The sequence below is a fragment of the Chryseobacterium amylolyticum genome, from assembly GCF_051011775.1.
Classification (GTDB): Bacteria; Bacteroidota; Bacteroidia; order Flavobacteriales; family Weeksellaceae; genus Chryseobacterium.
This window is the reverse complement of the sequence record NZ_JBPCHX010000001.1, coordinates 51,884-69,755: the sequence shown is the minus strand read 5'-3', so window position 1 is coordinate 69,755 and position 17,872 is coordinate 51,884. Positions and strand designations below refer to the sequence as shown.

At 37.0% G+C, this 17,872-nt stretch carries 18 protein-coding genes and 1 other RNA gene; 17 read left to right on the top strand and 2 right to left on the bottom strand.

All coding sequences use genetic code 11. The annotated features are described in order from the left end of the window. Positions 1 to 6: 6 nt before the first annotated feature. On the bottom strand, positions 7 to 321 hold the full coding sequence (locus ACR1PO_RS00340; protein WP_041461755.1) for a DUF4286 family protein: 315 nt from the start codon (positions 319 to 321) through the stop codon (positions 7 to 9). A 149-nt stretch (positions 322 to 470) separates the two neighbouring features. On the opposite strand from ACR1PO_RS00340, the gene gyrA reads away from it, so the two are divergent. The 6 genes from gyrA (at position 471) to ACR1PO_RS00310 (ending at position 7,574) form a co-directional block, all read left to right on the top strand. After that, the gene (gyrA, locus tag ACR1PO_RS00335) at positions 471 to 3,068 is read left to right on the top strand and encodes a DNA gyrase subunit A (RefSeq protein ID WP_433985429.1); all 2,598 of its coding nucleotides are present in this window, start codon (positions 471 to 473) and stop codon (positions 3,066 to 3,068) included. A gap of 28 nt (positions 3,069 to 3,096) precedes the next feature. Then, positions 3,097 to 4,131: a tetratricopeptide repeat protein gene (locus ACR1PO_RS00330; RefSeq protein WP_433985428.1), complete on the top strand. Its 1,035-nt coding sequence runs from the start codon at positions 3,097 to 3,099 to the stop codon at positions 4,129 to 4,131. A gap of 309 nt (positions 4,132 to 4,440) precedes the next feature. Next, positions 4,441 to 5,277 (top strand): 1,4-dihydroxy-2-naphthoyl-CoA synthase, encoded by an 837-nt coding sequence (locus ACR1PO_RS00325; RefSeq protein ID WP_002979196.1) that lies wholly within the window; start codon positions 4,441 to 4,443, stop codon positions 5,275 to 5,277. Positions 5,278 to 5,364: 87 nt separating this feature from the next. Further along, a complete protein-coding gene (menA, locus tag ACR1PO_RS00320; RefSeq protein WP_332386640.1) occupies positions 5,365 to 6,294 on the top strand; it encodes a 1,4-dihydroxy-2-naphthoate octaprenyltransferase in 930 nt (309 codons plus the stop codon). 18 nt (positions 6,295 to 6,312) lie between these two features. Beyond that, positions 6,313 to 6,759, top strand: a complete 447-nt coding sequence (locus tag ACR1PO_RS00315; protein ID WP_433985427.1) for an SRPBCC family protein — start codon at positions 6,313 to 6,315, stop codon at positions 6,757 to 6,759. A 128-nt stretch (positions 6,760 to 6,887) separates the two neighbouring features. Continuing rightward, positions 6,888 to 7,574, top strand: a complete 687-nt coding sequence (locus ACR1PO_RS00310) for a metal-dependent hydrolase (protein WP_433985426.1) — start codon at positions 6,888 to 6,890, stop codon at positions 7,572 to 7,574. A 117-nt stretch (positions 7,575 to 7,691) separates the two neighbouring features. Here ACR1PO_RS00310 and ffs read toward each other — a convergent pair. Then, an RNA gene (gene ffs / locus ACR1PO_RS00305) (signal recognition particle sRNA small type) lies at positions 7,692 to 7,789 on the bottom strand. Between the two features lie 131 nt (positions 7,790 to 7,920). Here ffs and ACR1PO_RS00300 point away from each other — a divergent pair. The 11 genes from ACR1PO_RS00300 to kdsB all read left to right on the top strand — a co-directional run bounded on the left by ACR1PO_RS00300 (position 7,921) and on the right by kdsB (position 17,795). After that, positions 7,921 to 8,523: a DUF4199 domain-containing protein gene (locus ACR1PO_RS00300; RefSeq protein ID WP_332386644.1), complete on the top strand. Its 603-nt coding sequence runs from the start codon at positions 7,921 to 7,923 to the stop codon at positions 8,521 to 8,523. 16 nt (positions 8,524 to 8,539) lie between these two features. Beyond that, a complete protein-coding gene (locus tag ACR1PO_RS00295) occupies positions 8,540 to 9,490 on the top strand; it encodes a glycosyltransferase family 2 protein (RefSeq protein WP_433985425.1) in 951 nt (316 codons plus the stop codon). Beyond that, positions 9,490 to 9,882, top strand: coding sequence for a hypothetical protein (locus tag ACR1PO_RS00290; protein ID WP_433985424.1), 393 nt, complete (start codon positions 9,490 to 9,492; stop codon positions 9,880 to 9,882). Before ACR1PO_RS00295 ends, ACR1PO_RS00290 begins: the two co-directional genes overlap by 1 nt. A 114-nt stretch (positions 9,883 to 9,996) precedes the next feature. Beyond that, the gene (locus ACR1PO_RS00285; protein ID WP_433985423.1) at positions 9,997 to 10,380 is read left to right on the top strand and encodes a hypothetical protein; all 384 of its coding nucleotides are present in this window, start codon (positions 9,997 to 9,999) and stop codon (positions 10,378 to 10,380) included. 191 nt (positions 10,381 to 10,571) lie between these two features. Then, a complete protein-coding gene (locus ACR1PO_RS00280) occupies positions 10,572 to 11,273 on the top strand; it encodes a GIN domain-containing protein (RefSeq protein WP_433985422.1) in 702 nt (233 codons plus the stop codon). Positions 11,274 to 11,462: 189 nt separating this feature from the next. Then, positions 11,463 to 11,819: a four helix bundle protein gene (locus ACR1PO_RS00275; protein ID WP_433985421.1), complete on the top strand. Its 357-nt coding sequence runs from the start codon at positions 11,463 to 11,465 to the stop codon at positions 11,817 to 11,819. Between the two features lie 273 nt (positions 11,820 to 12,092). Next, a complete protein-coding gene (locus ACR1PO_RS00270; RefSeq protein ID WP_433985420.1) occupies positions 12,093 to 13,808 on the top strand; it encodes a phospho-sugar mutase in 1,716 nt (571 codons plus the stop codon). 16 nt (positions 13,809 to 13,824) lie between these two features. Then, positions 13,825 to 14,736 carry a hypothetical protein gene (locus ACR1PO_RS00265; protein ID WP_433985419.1) on the top strand — a complete coding sequence of 304 codons (912 nt, stop codon included), beginning with the start codon at positions 13,825 to 13,827 and terminating at the stop codon, positions 14,734 to 14,736. Between the two features lie 22 nt (positions 14,737 to 14,758). Then, on the top strand, positions 14,759 to 16,012 hold the full coding sequence (locus ACR1PO_RS00260) for a pyridoxal phosphate-dependent aminotransferase (RefSeq protein WP_332386648.1): 1,254 nt from the start codon (positions 14,759 to 14,761) through the stop codon (positions 16,010 to 16,012). 111 nt (positions 16,013 to 16,123) lie between these two features. Beyond that, positions 16,124 to 16,714 (top strand): hypothetical protein, encoded by a 591-nt coding sequence (locus ACR1PO_RS00255; RefSeq protein WP_332386649.1) that lies wholly within the window; start codon positions 16,124 to 16,126, stop codon positions 16,712 to 16,714. Positions 16,715 to 17,072: 358 nt separating this feature from the next. Beyond that, positions 17,073 to 17,795 (top strand): 3-deoxy-manno-octulosonate cytidylyltransferase, encoded by a 723-nt coding sequence (kdsB, locus tag ACR1PO_RS00250; protein ID WP_332386650.1) that lies wholly within the window; start codon positions 17,073 to 17,075, stop codon positions 17,793 to 17,795. Positions 17,796 to 17,872: the final 77 nt, after the last annotated feature.

The following is a 17,872-nucleotide window of genomic DNA, read 5'->3' as shown; positions in this document are numbered from 1 at the left end:
TGATCATTATAATCTTGTTTTTTTCGGATTAAGGAAAGTATTAAAAACCATCACTTCCTGCCCGAACTTTTTCTCAATCCTTTCAGAAATATTCAAAAGCTCACTTTTAATAAAATCTTCACGAAGATCGTTATTATCAAAAATTAACAGAAGATTATAATTTTTTCCTTCCTCAATGAAGTCGCTGTGCACTTCAGAAAGAATATACTTGCTTACATCCATCAGGTTTTCAGTCATTAAAACCAGTGTTTCATCAATATAATTTTCCCATTCTTCTAGTCTGTCTTTTGTGCAGTGGAAAGTTATACTTAATACGCTCATATTTTTATGAATTTTTAAGATTTTTTGGATAAATTCTACAGCAAAAATCGGCATTTTTTTCGTAAATTAGCCCGTTAATAAAAATTGGAAATAAATAATTTTCAGACTTGCAGCTAAGGGTCTGAATATCATTACAATAAAATTTGTTTATGCAAAAAGAAGGAGAAAGACTGATTCCTATCAACATTGTTGATGAAATGAAGTCGTCTTATATCGATTATTCGATGTCGGTTATCGTTTCGAGAGCGCTACCGGATGTAAGAGACGGCTTGAAACCCGTTCACAGAAGAGTACTTTATGGTATGTATGGACTAGGGGTGTTTTCTAATAGAAAATATTTAAAATCTGCGAGAATTGTTGGGGATGTTTTGGGTAAATACCACCCGCACGGAGATTCCTCTGTATATGATGCTATGGTAAGAATGGCTCAGGACTGGAGCTTACGTTATCCTCAGGTAGACGGGCAGGGTAACTTCGGTTCTATGGATGGTGACCCTCCTGCAGCAATGCGTTATACTGAGGCAAGACTGAAAAAAATCTCTGATGAGGTTCTTTCAGACCTGGACAAAGAAACGGTTGATTTTCAGAATAACTTTGACGACAGCTTACAGGAGCCGACAGTGATGCCGACAAAAATTCCGAACCTTTTAGTAAACGGTACTTCAGGTATTGCAGTAGGGATGGCAACCAATATGGCACCGCACAACTTATCAGAATCTGTAGATGCAATCTGCGCTTATATCGATAACAAAGAAATTACGATCGATGAATTAATGCAGCATATCATTGCTCCGGATTTCCCTACAGGAGGTATTATTTATGGTTACGACGGTGTAAGGGATGCTTTCCATACAGGAAGAGGCAGAGTGGTTTTAAGAGCTAAAGTTAACTTTGATGAAATCGGAAACAGGAACGCTATTATCGTTACTGAAATTCCTTATCAGGTGAACAAAGCTGAAATGATTGCCAGAACAGCAGAGCTTGTTAAGGATGAAAAAATCCCTGGTATCCATGAGATCAGAGACGAATCGGACAGAAAAGGACTTCGTATTGTTTACGAATTGAAAAACGATGCCATTCCGAATGTTGTCCTTAACCTATTATATAAATATACAGCACTTCAGACTTCTTTCAGTGTAAATAATATTGCATTGGTACACGGAAGACCGGAGCAGCTGAACCTTAAAGATATCATTCACCACTTTGTAGAGCACAGACATGAGGTAATTGTAAGAAGAACTCAGTTTGAGCTTAAAAAAGCAAAAGAAAGAGCACATATCCTTGAGGGCTTCATGAAAGTGATTGGCACTCAGGATGCTTTAGACAGAGCTATTTCTATTATCCGTCACAGTGCGAACCCTCAGGCTGCAAAAGAAGGCTTGATTGAAGCTTTTGAACTTTCTGATATTCAGGCGCAGGCGATCCTTGATCTTAGATTAGCCCGTCTTACAGGGATGGAGCTTGATAAGATCCGTGATGAATACGATGCGATCATGAAAGAAATCGCGAATTTGGAAGACATCTTAGCGAACGAGCCAAGAAGATTCCAGATCATCAAAGAAGAATTGCTTGAGATTAAAGAAAAATACGGAGACGAAAGAAGAACTGAAATAGATTACTCAGGAGGAGAAATGTCTATCGAAGATATTATCCCGAACGAATCTGTAGTTCTTACTATTTCTCACGCAGGATACATCAAGAGAACTTCACTTTCAGAATATAAAATCCAAAGCAGAGGAGGTGTAGGTAATAAAGCAGCAACAACAAGGGATTCCGACTTCCTTGAATATATCGTTTCTGCAACCAACCACCAGTATATGCTGTTCTTTACAGAAAAAGGAAGATGTTACTGGTTAAGAGTATTTGAAATTCCGGAAGGCTCCAAAACAGCAAAAGGAAGAGCAGTACAAAACCTTATCAACATTGAACCGGATGATAAGATCAAAGCCTATATCAGAACCAACAACCTTAAAGATTCCGAATATGTAAATCAAATGAGCGTTGTAATGGTAACCAAAAACGGAACCATTAAGAAAACATCATTGGAAGCCTATTCAAGACCGAGAGTAAATGGGGTGAATGCTATTGAGATCAGAGATAATGACCAGCTATTGGGAGCTTACCTGACAAACGGAAATTCTCAGATCATGATCGCTACCAAAAATGGTAAATGTATCCGTTTCCCTGAAGAGAAGGTAAGAGAAGTAGGTAGAGGATCTATTGGGGTAAGAGGAATCTTGCTTGAAGACGGTGATGAAGCTATTGGTATGATTGTTGTGAACGATGTAGAGAACGAAACAGTACTTGTGGTATCTGAAAAAGGATACGGTAAAAGAACTGCAGTAGAGGACTACAGAATTACCAACAGAGGAGGAAAAGGAGTTATTACCCTGAACATTACCGAAAAAACAGGTAATCTGATTGCTATTCAAAACGTAACAGACGAAGATGGATTGATGATTATCAACAAATCCGGTGTTGCCATCAGAATGGGAATGGATGAGATGAGGGTAATGGGTAGAAATACTCAGGGAGTGAAACTGATCAACCTTAAGAAAAATGACGAAATTGCAGCCATTGCAAAAGTAGAAATGGATAAAGATGTAGAGGAAGATTCTGAAGAACTTGAAGAAACAGAAGAAGGAGTTGTAGGATCGCTATTTGATAACCAGGAAGACAATACAGTATCTCAGGCTGAAAATGAAGATTCAGCAGAGGAAAATGAGAATTCTGATTCTGAAGAATAAATTGTACAATTAATATAAAATAGTTATTATGAAGAAACTAATTTTAGGAATGGCTATCGTAGCGTCTGCTTTTGCTTTTGGGCAGAAAAAAGATGCCAATGCTCTGAACGCTCAGCTTCAGGAAACCAACAAGGCCGCTATGGATGCATACAATGCAAAAAATTATGCAGCTGCAGCCCCTAAGTTTATTGAAGTTTATGACTTATTGAAAGCTAACGGACAGGACAACAAAATATACATGTATTATGCCGGATTAAGCCACGCGTTAGCCAATAACAGTGACCAGTCTATCAAAATATATACAGATCTTGTTAATTCCGGATTTACAGGAGTAGAAACTACTTACACTGCAAAAGAAAAGAAAACAGGACAGGTTGTAAATCTTGATAAAGCGACATGGGAGCTAATGAAGAAAAATTCAGACTATACTGATTTCAAAACAGAACAGACAAAAAGTATAGAACCGGATTTATATGAGACCCTTGCTTCATTACTTCTTAATGCAAAAAAACCGGAAGCTCTTGCTGTTATCGAAAAAGGATTGGCAAAGTTTCCTAATAATGCAAAGCTTAAAGAAGCTCAGACTACAGCATACCTTCAGTCAGGAAATACAGACAAATTCGTTTCAGGATTGAAAGAGCAGTTAGCTAAAAACCCTAACGATGCTACAAACTGGTACAACCTTGGAGTAATGCAGGCTAAAAACCCAGCTACAGTTAACGATGCTTTAGAAGCGTTCAAAAAAGCAGTTGAGCTTAAACCTGACTTTTCTGATGCATATCAGAACTTAGTATACACTACTATCGGTGATGATGCTAAAGTAGTAGGTGAAATCAATGCATTGAGAAAAGACAAGCCGGATGAAGCTTCTAAACTGATCGATGCAAGAAGAGAAAGATTTGCAAAAGCATTACCATATGCTGAAGGATGGTATAAAGCCAATCCAAAAAGTCTTGATGCGGTTTCTGCATTAAAAGAAATTTATGTAGTAACTAAAAACATGGATAAAGTTAAAGAAATGAAAGCTAAAGAAGCTGAACTTACAGCAGCTGGAGCAAAATAGTCATTTTGATAACAACAGATATAAAAACCGGAACAGAAATGTTTCGGTTTTTTATTTTAAACAGAAAGTGGTGACTGAGGTTCTATAGGAGCTTTAAATCTGTTATAATTTTGAATTAAAATCTATAAACCTAACAGGTTTCAAAAACCTGTTAGGTTTAATTTGTTACCACCCGGCTATAGGGTTTCTGTTTAAAATTCTCCATACCCAATTTATGCATTCAAAATTTCTGTTTTTTAGAGATGAACCTTAAATTTCACCTTCAGAAATTCTCTGTAATTCCGTATCTTTGAGAAAAATTTTTATAAGATGATCGAGTGGAAAACCGCCAAGGAATACGAAGATATTACCTATAAAAAATGTAACGGGGTAGCAAGAATTGCTTTCAACAGACCTGAGGTACGTAATGCTTTCAGACCTAAAACAACTTCGGAATTATACGATGCTTTTTATGATGCCTATGAAGATCCTTCAATAGGGGTTGTATTGCTTTCAGGAGAAGGGCCAAGTCCTAAAGACGGAGGATGGGCATTTTGCAGCGGAGGAGATCAGAAAGCCAGAGGACACCAGGGATATGTAGGAGAAGATGGAAGACACCGTTTGAATATCCTTGAAGTTCAGCGTCTGATCCGTTTTATGCCAAAAGTAGTTATTGCAGTGGTTCCGGGATGGGCAGTTGGTGGAGGACACTCACTTCATGTAGTATGTGATCTTACGTTGGCAAGTGAAGAACATGCTATTTTCAAACAAACAGATGCTGATGTTACAAGTTTCGATGGTGGTTACGGCTCTGCTTATCTTGCTAAAATGGTAGGACAGAAAAAAGCCCGTGAAATTTTCTTTTTAGGAAGAAATTATTCCGCTCAGGAAGCTTTCGAAATGGGAATGGTAAATAAGGTAGTTCCTCATGCAGAATTAGAAGATACAGCTTACGAGTGGGCGCAGGAAATATTGGCAAAATCTCCGACTTCTATCAGAATGCTGAAATTTGCGATGAATCTTACAGACGACGGTATGGTAGGGCAGCAGGTGTTCGCCGGAGAAGCTACCCGTCTGGCTTATATGACAGAAGAGGCTAAAGAAGGAAGAAATGCATTCCTTGAAAAGAGAAAGCCTAATTTCGGAGAAGATCAATGGATATCTTAAAATTGTAAAAAGTACAATGTAAAATGTATTAATGACATTCATTAATGTATTTACATTGTACATCATGCATTGTACACTATACAAATTATGAAGGATTGGATAAAAGCCGCAAGGCTAAGAACTTTACCGCTTTCTTTAAGCGGGATTATTATGGGAGCTTTCATTGCAAAATGGAGACTTTACGGAGAAGGAGGAACCTGGGACTGGAAGATTTTTGCCCTTGCCCTTTTGGTAACGCTTTTATACCAGATTTTATCAAACTATGCCAATGATTATGGTGACGGGGTAAAAGGAACCGATGCCAAAAGAATCAATGAAGCAGAAGCAAGAGCGGTAGCCTCAGGGAAAATTACGGCAAAACAAATGAAAAATGCAGTGATTCTTTTCGCAGCATTATCATTCATTGCAACCATTGCTTTACTGTACGTAGCTTTCATTCCAAACTATATGAATGAATTCTATATCTTCATAGGATTGGGAGTGGCAAGTATTCTGGCAGCCATCGGCTATACAGTAGGTAAAAAGCCTTACGGATACATGGGGTTGGGAGATATCTTTGTGTTTGTCTTCTTTGGATTGGTTTCTGTGTGTGGAAGCTATTTCCTGTTTACAAAAACTTTCAGCTGGGATATGTTATTACCGGGAACAGCCGTTGGAATGATGAGTATGGCGGTTCTTAACCTGAACAATATGAGAGATATTGAAAGCGACAGATTATCAGGAAAAAACAGCTTTGCTTTGAAAATAGGATTCAAAAATGCCATGATCTATGAAATGGTGCTGTTACAGCTTCCATTATTGCTTATTCTTACGTTTTTAGGAATAAACGGATTCATGCAGGAGCAGAACTATTATGTTTTCATTGTAATGATCCTGTTATTCCCGTTATCAAAACTGAGAAGAAAGATTTTATCTGTAAAAGAGCCGAAAGAATTAGATCAATATTTAAAGCAGGTAGGGATCATGACTTTTGTAATGGCAGTCCTTACAGCAGCCGGACTTAATTTATTTCACTAAAATCCAAAATATTATATCATGAATTCTAATGCATATGTTGACGCTCAAATGCTTATCCGAAAACCGGTTGAAGATGTTTTTGAAGCATTCATCAATCCGGAAGTGACCACTAATTTCTGGTTTACCAAATCTACCGGAAGACTGGAAGAAGGTAAGACCGTTACCTGGGAATGGGAAATGTATGGAGTAAAAAATGTAGTGAAGGTTCACCAGATTATTCCGAACCAACTGATCAGAACAGAATGGGGAGAGCCTTCAGTAAATGTAGACTATGAATTCAAAACCATGGAAAAAGGAACTCTTGTTATCATTAAAAGCTATGGATTCAGCCAGACAGGTGAAGAGCTGCTGAAAGTGATTAATGACAATACAGGAGGTTTTACAACGGTATTAGACGGTTGTAAAGCCTATCTGGAGCATAGAATAAAACTCAATCTGATTGAGGATAAGTTCCCATCGAAATAATTAGATTAAAGAAAATACGGATGGCACGAATGCTTTCACGAACGTCACCGATCTATTGTGCTGTTTGTGAAATTATTTGAGTCATTTGTGTTTAATAATATTTAATAATAATTGAAACTAAATTTAAAATGAAAATACAATTCTTAGGGCAAAATTGTTTCCTGTTCACATACAAGGACAAAACAATTCTGAGTGACCCTTTTTACAACTACAAAAAAGCAGAATCAGGCTTTGATATTTCTGCGCAAAAAATCGACTACATCCTGTTGACTCATGCACACGGTGACCACATTGCTGATGTAGCAGAAGTATTGCAGTACTATCCTGAAGCTACGATTATCGGAGTTCCGGAAGTATGCGGATATTTCAAGCAGGCTAAAAATACAGATGATGTGAACCTTGGAGGATCAGCAAAAATCGACGATCTTAAAATTTCCATGGTTCCGGCCCACCATACAAGCTCTTTCCCGGACGGAAGCTACGGAGGCGTTCCTGTAGGGTATATCTTCAGACTTCCTGAAGGTAAGAACATCTATTTGGCTGGTGATACAGGAGTAATGGCGGATATGGAGCTGTTCCCGAGATTATACGGAAACATCGATCTTTCTATCCTTCCCATCGGAAGCCACTACACCATGTGCCCGAGAAAAGCTTCTTTTGCAGCAGCAGAGCTTTTAAAAACACCGAAAGTAATCGGATGCCATTTTGATACTTTTCCTGCTATTGAAATCAATCATGAAAGTGCATTAAAGCATTTTGCTGATAAAAATGTAGAACTGGTTTTACCAAAATTAGGAGAGACGTTCGAATTTTAATCAATAACGGAACCGGAGGTAATCTGAAAATTAGAAAAATGAAAATGATGCGTAAGGTATTAAAAACAAAAAAAGATAATTATCAAATTACCTCTCTTCTTACTTTAAATCAAAAAAAAATGGCAAGCTACCTAAATCACACCGCTACGACCGATTACCTTTGCTGCGTTCCCACCCTGGAGGATTCTCAGGAGCTGGTTGTTTAGGACTTGCCGTTGCAAAGGTAGGAATATTTTATAAACTTCAAAACTTTATTAGAGAAAATTAGTTGAAAAAATGCAGTGGTAAAGCTAATTGCCTGACATTTAGAGGGAAAATTTTTCAACTTTTTTCTAAAAATTTAAATATGACGAAAAGTCCATCAACACTAGGAATTATACTTTTTATCGCTACAATGATCGTTTTCTTTGTAGTATATGCTTTTTTCTCAGGAATTAATTATTTTGATATCTCACTGAAAGCCAATGCTTTTATTTTGCCTGTTTTGTATGCCGGAGCTGCTTTCTGGTCTGTAAAATCTTACTGGAACAAGCATCGTGTGGTAAAATTCAAAGAAGCTTTCAAAAGAGCATTCGTACCGATGTTCATCGGAGGAATTCTTTCCATCTTCAGCATTTATGCTTTCTTAAACTTTGTAGATCCTGCTGCCAAAAGCCTGCTGAACTATCAATATGTTCAAAGACAAAAATCAGAACTGGATACAGAATATACCTCTGCAAGAAAAATTCTGAAGCATCAGAAAGATATTGATGAGCTGGATCAGAAATACAAAGAAAGACTACAAAGCTTCACTCCTGAAGCAGTTAAAGGAAAAGATATGCTGACAGCGAGTCATTTTTCAGGATATTTTGCAGCAATTCTTATATTTTACGTAGTTTTGTCAGTGTTTTTCGGAGCGTTTTTCAGAACAAGAACAATACATCAGCCTGAAGAAACAAATCAAGCCTAATTTTTATTAAAATTAAATGAATTTATCTATAGTTATTCCGTTACTGAACGAAGAAGACTCTCTGGAAGAGCTTTTTTCAAGAATCGATAAAGTATGCACAACCAGTAATTTATCTTATGAAATCTGGTTTGTAGACGATGGAAGTACGGATTTGTCGTGGAGCATTATTGAGAATATGAAAGTACAGCATCCTCAGATCCACGCTATTAAATTTTCCAGAAATTATGGAAAATCCCAGGCGCTTCACGCTGCCTTTGAAAGAACAAACGGAGATGTGGTGATTACCATGGATGCCGATTTACAGGATTTCCCTGAAGAAATTCCGGAGCTGTATAATATGGTGATCCATGATAATTATGATATCGTTTCCGGTTGGAAAAAGAAGCGTTTTGATAATGTGATGACGAAAAATATTCCGTCAAAACTATTCAACGCTGCAGCAAGAAAAGTATCAGGAGTTTATCTTCACGATTTCAATTGCGGTCTGAAGGCCTATAAAAGACAGGTGGTAAAATCGGTTGATGTATATGGAGATATGCACCGCTATATTCCGGTATTGGCTGCCAATGCAGGATTCAGAAGAATTACGGAAAAAGAAGTACAGCATCAGGCAAGACCTTACGGAACTTCGAAATTCGGAACGGAAAGATTTATCAGAGGATTTCTGGATTTGATAACCCTTTGGTTTGTAAGCCGTTTCGGGGGAAGGCCAATGCATTTCTTCGGAGCAGTAGGAACTTTAATGTTTATTGTCGGTTTTCTTTCTGCACTTTGGCTGGGAATTTCTAAACTGATTGATGTCGCCAGAGGAATTTACGGACATTTAATCACCAATAATCCATGGTTCTATATTGCCCTAACAATGATGATTATGGGAACGCTGCTTTTTATCGCAGGATTCTTAGGAGAAATGATTATCCGAACCAACCGTGAGCACAAGAATTATAATATTGATGAAGTGATATAATGGAAGAAAAGCTGCCGAAAATTTATTCTAAGAAAGCCATTTTAGGATTTTCTATTTTTCTTTCCGCACTTTTCGGGGGAGTTTTGTTATACCAGAATTTAATAGAGGTTAACAAAAAGAAAGAAGCATACACCGTACTGGCAATTTCTGTTCTCTTAACGATTATCACAGGAATTATTGTCAATATTCCGGAAGAGCCTAAAAGTTCACTTGCTTATATTTGCGGCCTTGGAGGGGGAAGTTTGCTCTCCTATTATTTTATGCCAAAGTATTTTCCGGACGAAGAAAAATACCCTCAAAAAGCGATATGGAAACCCTTAATTATTGGGGTCGCGATTGTTGCCATCCTTTTGACTTTAATCATTTATGGTGCTTCTGTTGAAAATGGTTAACCATAGAAAAGCTTTAATAGATCATCAATTCTTACAGATTTAGGAATAGAATATAACGAAAAAGCACTCTGTCAGCAGAGTGCTTTTTGTATTTTTATAAAAACTTTTACCTTAATGTTTAAAACCAAATCCATTCTTTTTTATTTTCTTTTATTATTAATGGCTTCATGTTCATCCAGCAAACTTTCCGGTTCCTGGGAGTTTATTGATATTTATGATGGTGAGATCAATCAGACAGATACATTGAAATCCCAGACAAACAATTCCAGGTACGGAACAGGAGTTCTCTCTTTTTATCGAGATCATACCTTCAGTTCTATGGGTGACAGTGGAACTTATCATGTAGAAAAGAATCTTTTGGAAATGAGGTATAATGATGATGAAAAGGTAACTCCAATGAAAATTTCCTGCATAAACAAAGATCATCTGCTTTTATTTTCAATGGCTGGAAGTCCCAAAACATGGTTTTATAAAAAAGTGAAGGAGAATAACAAATAAGTCTCTTCCTGAGAAGCAGAAAATTGAAAATTATCAGGTATTTTATTGTCAAAAGACAAAGATTTTTAGAAATTTTAATCCTATTTTTGTTCGGAGTAATTATTGAAGGTCCGGTGAGAGACAGGAAAAGCTTTTCTGAGATTTTCAGTAAAAATCGTTGCGATTGTAATGTAGAATATTTAAAATTAAATATGAAAAAAGTTGTATACACATTAATGCTGGCGGCACTGGTTTCCTGCGGAAAAGTTTCTCCAAAAGGAAGTATTGAAAAGAAAGATGTGGATGTACCGGAATTCGTAAACCTTGATCTGGAAGGCAAATTCCGTGTATTTTATGCCAGAGGGCCTAAAAATTTTGTAGAAATAGAAACCTACCCGAATGTGGCCGGCAATCTGGATGTGGACGTGAAAGACAAAACACTTTTCATTAAAGAAAAAAGAGGGACAAAGGGAGTAGATTTTTATAATGTAACGATCTATTCAAAATATAACCTTGAAAAAGTAGCGGTTTCAGACTCTGTGGAAATGAATATTTCAAGCGAGATTAAAACCGATAATTTCAGGCTTGCTATGAAGAACAATGCCAGCTTCATGGGATCTGTAAACACCAGAAGGGCAGAAGTGGAAATGCAGAACAGAAGCCGTGCTAATTTTTTAGGATTAACAAAAGAAGCGGTTATAAAAATATCAGATACAGCGAGTTTAATTGCTCCTTACTGGAAGATCACCAATCTGAATATCGATTCTAAAAACGGGAATTATGCAGAAGTAAATGTAAAAGATTCTTTAAAAGGACATATTCAGAACACTGCAAAATTTGTCTATTATAACGATCCGATCCGAGCGTTTAAGATTGATAAGACGACGAAAGTCGAGAATAAGAAATTAGAGTGATTAGGCGGGAAGAGAGAAGCTGGAAGCTGGTAGGAATGTAGTTTATCATACCTCTTGTATTCCAGATTAAACCTCTTCTTCCAAGTTTGAAAAATAAAAAATAGAAAAAATAAAACAAAGCCGGAATTTTGAAGCCAGGCACCATGTAACTTCCTGCCTCCAGCTTCCCACTACCAGCTTAAAAGGAATATGAGTTTTAAATTTGAAAAGTTAATAATTTGGCAGAAATCTATGGAATTTGGAGAGTTTATTTTTAAATTGTCTCAAAAATTTCCAAAAGATGAAATGTTTAATTTAACTTCACAAATAAGACGAGCTTCCGATTCGATTGCACTGAATATTTCTGAGGGATGTATTTTGCAGTCAAAATTAGAATTTAAAAAATTTTTAGGATACTCAATTCGCTCTTTAGCAGAAACAGTAACATGTTTATACAAAGCAAAAAATAGAGAATATATTACAGAAGAAGAATTTAATAAATCATATCATGAAAGTTATAATTTGATGAATCAGATTGTGGCTTTTAGGAATCAGGTAAAAGAATAGAATTGGCGGGAAGAGAGAAGCTGGAAGCTGGTAGGAATGTAGTTTATCATACCTCATGTATTCCAGATTAAACCTCTTCTTCCAAGTTTGAAAAATAAAAAATAGAAAAAATAAAACAAAGGCGGAACTTTGAAGCCAGGCACTATGTAACTTCCTGCCTCCAGCTTCCCACTTCCAGCTTCATAAACAAAATAATAAATCAAAAGCTGATGGCTGAGCTTGGATAAAAACAACTTCCATCTTCCTGCCTCCAGCTTCCAAACTAAATTAAATATGAATACACTAGAAAAAGCGAAACTTTGGTTAAGTGATACCTTCGATAAAGAAACGAGAGATGCTGTACAATTACTGATTGACAGCAATTCCCCTGATCTGGAAGATTCTTTCTACAGAGAACTGGAATTCGGGACAGGAGGAATGCGCGGGATAATGGGAGTAGGGACCAACCGCTTGAATAAATATACGTTAGGCCAGGCTACACAAGGATTGGCGAACTATATGCTGCAGCAGTTCAAGGGAGAGGAAATTAAAGTGGCCATCGCTTATGATGTTCGTAATAACTCAAAAGAATTCGGGAAGCTGGTGGCAGATGTTTTGACAGCAAACGGAATTAAAGTATTGCTTTTCAAAGACCACAGACCGACACCTGAATTATCTTTCACTGTTCGTGATAAAAAATGTAACGGAGGAATTGTACTGACAGCCTCTCATAATCCGCCGGAATACAATGGCTACAAAGTATACTGGAATGACGGAGCACAGATTGTTCCACCTAATGATGAAGCGATTATCAAGGAAGTATATTCTGTAAAATTTGAAGAAATTAAATTCAACGGAAATGATGATCTGATTGAGTGGATCGGAGAAGAGCAGGATGATGTATATATCGATGCTTGTATTGAAAACTCTACTTATCAGGATGTTGGAAAAGAAAATTTAAATATTGTTTTCACATCTATCCACGGAACAACCTATACAACCGTTCCTAAAGCCCTTTCAAAAGCAGGATTTAAAAAAGTAGATCTTGTTAAAGAGCAGATGATCCCAAGCGGAAATTTCCCGACAGTAGATTCTCCAAATCCGGAAGAACCTGCAGCGCTTGAAATGGCAATGGATCTGGCAAGAATCACCAATGCAGACATTGTGATCGGAACAGACCCGGACGGAGACCGATTAGGGATTGCAGTAAGAAACCTTGATGGCGAAATGCAGCTTTTGAACGGTAATCAAACCAATACCATCCTTACTTACTATATCCTGAATGAATGGAGAAAGCAGGAAAGAATTACAGGAAAAGAATTTATAGGTTCTACGATTGTAACCTCGGATATTTTCTTTGACATAGCACAAAAATTCGGAGTTGAATGTAAAGTAGGCCTTACCGGATTCAAATGGATCGGAAAAATGATCCGTGAAGCAGAAGGAAAACAGAAATTTGTGTGTGGCGGTGAAGAAAGTTTCGGATTTATGACCGGAGATTTCGTTCGTGACAAAGATTCCTGCGGTAGTATTCTTTTAGCATGTGAAATTGCAGCCTGGTGTAAAGCCAATGGAAGAACTATGTACCAGTACATGATCGAGATTTATGAAGATCTTGGTATGTATTACGAAGGATTGATCAATATTGTTAGAAAAGGAAAAGAAGGTGCCGAAGAAATTCAGAATATGATGAAAAACTTCCGTGAAAATCCTCCTAAAGAGTTAGCAGGATCACCGGTAGAGGAAGTTAAGGATTTCAAGGAGCAGACAAGCCTTACCGTTTCTACAAACGAGAAAAAAATAATGAATGATATTCCTGCATCCAATGTATTGATCTATTACACACAGGATGGAACAAAAGTATGCGTGAGACCATCAGGAACAGAACCCAAAATCAAGTTTTATGTTTCTGTAAAAGATTCTATCACTTCAGAAGCAGATTTCAGAGATAAATTAAAATCATTGGAAGCTAAAATCGGAGCCGTTAAAACAGATTTGAAACTGGATTAATTTCCCGAAGCAGCAGATGGTCAAAAAAATAATAGCAGTTTGCTTACTCTCTGCAGCCGTAGTTTCCTGTAAAAAGGAAACTGCAGCTGCAGGAATAAAGCAGAATAACGATTCAATTGCCCGAGCTGAACCCCAAGAAGATCAGTACAAACCGATAGATACAGCCTGTTCACCTGCCAGCAAAACGGAGGATTATATCACCTCACTTCAATGGTACCGGGCAAAAATCGAAAAAGAAATGGCCGGAAATAATCCGGAACAGAATGACAGAGTATATGAAGATTATTTAAAAATAAGAGATAAGTATACAGAATGTCTGATGAACTTGCATGCTGATATTTTGGATAAATATGTAAATTATTATGATCCTGATAAGGATCGGTACAACTTTCCGGACAATATTAAAAATATAGCTTCAGAACTGAAAAAAGCAGGTCTTGAATTCAGGGAAGTAGGAGAAGGAATGACTGAAATATGGACTGTTCCGGGATATTATTCTTCTTTGTTTAAGAATAAGGTAACTCCGGATTATGAAGCCTATATTTTACAGAATGACAAAGAAAGTGAATCCAATTATGCCGCGGACGCAGGACTGATGATTTCCTGGGAACAGCTGGGAGACAGATTGATATTCTGGGAGAATTTTATGAATAAATACCCTGGAAGTAAGCTTGTAAAGGATGTAAAACAGGGGTATAAAATGTATTTGTCTGATTATCTTTTAGGAATGGATAATACACCTGCCTTCGAAAGAGATTTGGATAAAGGAACCGGAAAACTGTACGATGAAAACAGAGCGGAATTTAACAGGATTATCACAAAATATCCGAATTCCAATACGGCAAAAAGAGCAAAAGAAGCAATAGCCCTTTTTGATGCACAAACACCGGTAGATCAAATATATGAGAAGATCAACAGCGAACGATAATATAAATTTTAAATAAAAAAAAGTGAAAGTTTCAAAATTAGCAGCGAACCTGATCGGTTCTGAAATTGTAAAAATTGGTAACGAAGTAAATGACTTAAAAGCAAAGGGAGCGGAAATTGCCAATCTTACTATTGGTGATCTGAATTCTAATATCTATCCTATTCCGGCATTGCTGAAGGAAGAGATTCAGAAAGCTTATCAGAATAATCTGACGAACTATCCTCCTGCAAACGGACTTTTATCTTTAAGAAAAGAAGTTTCCAAAGACCTTAAAAAAAGATGGAATCTGGATTATTCTCCTGAGGATATTTTAATTACTGCAGGATCAAGACCTTTGATCTATGCTGTATACAAAACCATTGTAGATGAAGGAGATAAAGTAGTATATCCTACACCATCATGGAACAACAATCACTATGCTTACCTTACTTCAGCCAATGCTGTAGAAGTAAAAACAAAACCTGAAACCAATTTCCTTCCGACTGCTGATGACCTGAGACCTCACCTGGACGGAGCTGTTTTATTAGCACTTTGTTCACCATTGAACCCTACCGGAACAATGTTTACAAAAGAACAGCTTTCAGAAATCTGTGAACTGGTAATCGCTGAAAACAACAAAAGAGGAGCTGATGAAAAACCGTTGTACCTAATGTATGACCAGATCTATTCTTGCCTTACTTTTGGAGCAGAGCATGTAGATCCTGTTTCTCTTTTCCCTGAAATGAAAGACTACACCATCTACATAGACGGTATTTCAAAATGCCTTGCAGCAACCGGAGTCCGTGTAGGATGGGGATTTGGCCCTTCTCATATTCTTGATAAAATGAAGGCGCTTCTGACGCACGTTGGAGCATGGGCGCCAAAACCTGAACAGGAAGCAACCGCTAAATTCTATGAAAATCCGGAGAACGTGAATACTTTTGTTAACGATTTTAAAGCTAAGCTTGAAGAAAGTTTAAAAGTTCTTCATAACGGAGTTCAGGATTTGAAAGCAAAAGGTCTTTCTGTGGACAGTATCGAGCCGATGGGAGCACTTTATCTTACCATTAAGCTTGATTATATCGGAAAAACAAAACCTGATGGAGCTGTTATCGGAAACTCTTCAGATCTGGTATTCTACCTGATTAATGAAGCAGGTGTTGCTTTAGTACCATTCTCAGCCTTTGGGGAAGAAAAATCAGAACCTTGGTTCCGTGCTTCTGTAGGAGGATTGGCAGTGGATGAGATCAAAGTAATGCTTCCGAAACTGGAAAATGCTTTGAACAATTTAAAGTAACCTTCAGATAAATAAATGCTTCGACTCTGTCCGGCATGACATCGTTAAAACATGAATCAGTATTAGCATTGTCACGTTGAACAGAGTCGGAGCATTTTTATATAGAAAACCATGAAACTTCCACGAAAATCTTTTATTGAGACAAAATATTTGTTTTTTTCAACACTGGCAATTATAGCAATAGTTATAGTAAGCGTATGGCTTGCAGGAAAAGCAGACCATCGTTCATTATTTCAAAATTCTATTTTATCAACCTCCATTTTGGCTGGAGGATTCTTTCTGTTCATCACCCTGGGATTATATTCTGGCTTGAAATTAAAAGATAACGTCGGAAATATTTTAAATAAAGAAAGATTACAACGATATGCTGATAAAACACCTAAATTTGAAGGTTTTGATATTGATCTTCCAGATGCAGGTGATGGGATAGGAGGAGCTATTCTTGCCATTCTTTTGTGGATTATATTTTCTATTCTACTCATCTTCCTTTCCTATTTCCTGGGCCTTTTCTTTTGGTCAGCCGTATTATTGTTAATTGCTATTTTGTATTGGGTATTTTTCAGAGCACTGCGGTTAGTTTTCAGAAATTCAGGGAAATGCAAAGGAAATTTATTAAAAAGCCTGGGATTCGGGCTGTTCTATTCTTTTCTCTATATTGCCTGGATGTATGGAATTATTTTTCTGATTGAATATTTAAACTGATAACATAAAAATTAAATAAATATTAAAAGTTAAATAACTGCTTTGTAAGACACTCAGCCAGGAGCTATCTTTGGGATTACACACCTAAATATAAAAAGTTGAAAATTACAACGATAAGAAAACTGAGATTTCTATAGGAAAAACAAAATATAATCTCAACTTTGTGGCATCCCGCCAATGGGAATACAATATGATAGGGGTAAAACTCTCTTTTTAGGCTGCTGAAATCTCTGTTTTGTATAGTAAATAAGATACTTTTCACTACATTTGATCTCAATAAAAAGGAAACATTGCAGCTTGGTATATGCTGAAATGGAAACCTGTTGAATTAAAGAGAATTACTTAATATTTTTACTGAATGAAAATAATCGCTGTTATTCCTGCCCGCTACGAAGCCAGCCGTTTTCCAGGAAAACTGATGCAGATTTTAGGAGAAAAAACCGTTATTACCACAACGTATCAGAATGTAGTGGAAACCGGGCTGTTTGATGAAGTATTTGTCGCTACAGACTCTGAAATTATTTTTGACGAAATTCAAAAAAATGGAGGAAAAGCCGTAATGACAGGCCGGCATGAGACCGGAAGCGACCGTATTGCCGAAGCAGTACAGCATATAGATTGTGATATCGTGATCAATGTTCAGGGAGACGAGCCTTTCCTAAAATTAGAACCTTTACAGCAGCTGATAGAAGTTTTCAGACATGATGATCAACAGGAAATCTCTTTAGCTTCTTTAAAAATACAGCTGCATGAAAAAGAAGAAATAGAAAACCCGAATAACGTAAAAGTGATTACGGATAACAATGGTTTTGCTTTGTATTTCAGCCGTTCCGTAATTCCTTTTCACAGGGAAGTTTCTTATGATGTAAGCTATTTTAAGCATATTGGAGTTTATGCTTTCAGAAAAGAAGCCTTGCTTCAGTTTTCAAAACTGGCTATGAAACCTTTGGAAATATCCGAAAAAATAGAATGCATCCGCTATCTTGAATATGGAATGAAAATCAAAATGATTGAAACCAATTTCATAGGAGTGGGCATAGATACCCCGGAAGATCTGGAAAAAGCCAGAAAACTGATTTAAAAATATTGAAGGCAAAAAAGCAAATGATCAAACGCTCTTTTGCCTTTTGTAATTTTACAGAAATCCCCCTATATTTG

Excerpts from the sequence above, each read along its gene's own strand:
- ACR1PO_RS00340 (WP_041461755.1), bottom strand. The coding sequence starts at position 321 with ATGAGCGTATTAAGTATAACTTTCCACTGCACAAAAGACAGACTAGAA.
- gyrA (WP_433985429.1), top strand. The coding sequence starts at position 471 with ATGCAAAAAGAAGGAGAAAGACTGATTCCTATCAACATTGTTGATGAA.
- ACR1PO_RS00330 (WP_433985428.1), top strand. The coding sequence starts at position 3,097 with ATGAAGAAACTAATTTTAGGAATGGCTATCGTAGCGTCTGCTTTTGCT.
- ACR1PO_RS00325 (WP_002979196.1), top strand. The coding sequence starts at position 4,441 with ATGATCGAGTGGAAAACCGCCAAGGAATACGAAGATATTACCTATAAA.
- menA (WP_332386640.1), top strand. The coding sequence starts at position 5,365 with ATGAAGGATTGGATAAAAGCCGCAAGGCTAAGAACTTTACCGCTTTCT.
- ACR1PO_RS00315 (WP_433985427.1), top strand. The coding sequence starts at position 6,313 with ATGAATTCTAATGCATATGTTGACGCTCAAATGCTTATCCGAAAACCG.
- ACR1PO_RS00310 (WP_433985426.1), top strand. The coding sequence starts at position 6,888 with ATGAAAATACAATTCTTAGGGCAAAATTGTTTCCTGTTCACATACAAG.
- ACR1PO_RS00300 (WP_332386644.1), top strand. The coding sequence starts at position 7,921 with ATGACGAAAAGTCCATCAACACTAGGAATTATACTTTTTATCGCTACA.
- ACR1PO_RS00295 (WP_433985425.1), top strand. The coding sequence starts at position 8,540 with ATGAATTTATCTATAGTTATTCCGTTACTGAACGAAGAAGACTCTCTG.
- ACR1PO_RS00290 (WP_433985424.1), top strand. The coding sequence starts at position 9,490 with ATGGAAGAAAAGCTGCCGAAAATTTATTCTAAGAAAGCCATTTTAGGA.
- ACR1PO_RS00285 (WP_433985423.1), top strand. The coding sequence starts at position 9,997 with ATGTTTAAAACCAAATCCATTCTTTTTTATTTTCTTTTATTATTAATG.
- ACR1PO_RS00280 (WP_433985422.1), top strand. The coding sequence starts at position 10,572 with ATGAAAAAAGTTGTATACACATTAATGCTGGCGGCACTGGTTTCCTGC.
- ACR1PO_RS00275 (WP_433985421.1), top strand. The coding sequence starts at position 11,463 with ATGAGTTTTAAATTTGAAAAGTTAATAATTTGGCAGAAATCTATGGAA.
- ACR1PO_RS00270 (WP_433985420.1), top strand. The coding sequence starts at position 12,093 with ATGAATACACTAGAAAAAGCGAAACTTTGGTTAAGTGATACCTTCGAT.
- ACR1PO_RS00265 (WP_433985419.1), top strand. The coding sequence starts at position 13,825 with ATGGTCAAAAAAATAATAGCAGTTTGCTTACTCTCTGCAGCCGTAGTT.
- ACR1PO_RS00255 (WP_332386649.1), top strand. The coding sequence starts at position 16,124 with ATGAAACTTCCACGAAAATCTTTTATTGAGACAAAATATTTGTTTTTT.
- kdsB (WP_332386650.1), top strand. The coding sequence starts at position 17,073 with ATGAAAATAATCGCTGTTATTCCTGCCCGCTACGAAGCCAGCCGTTTT.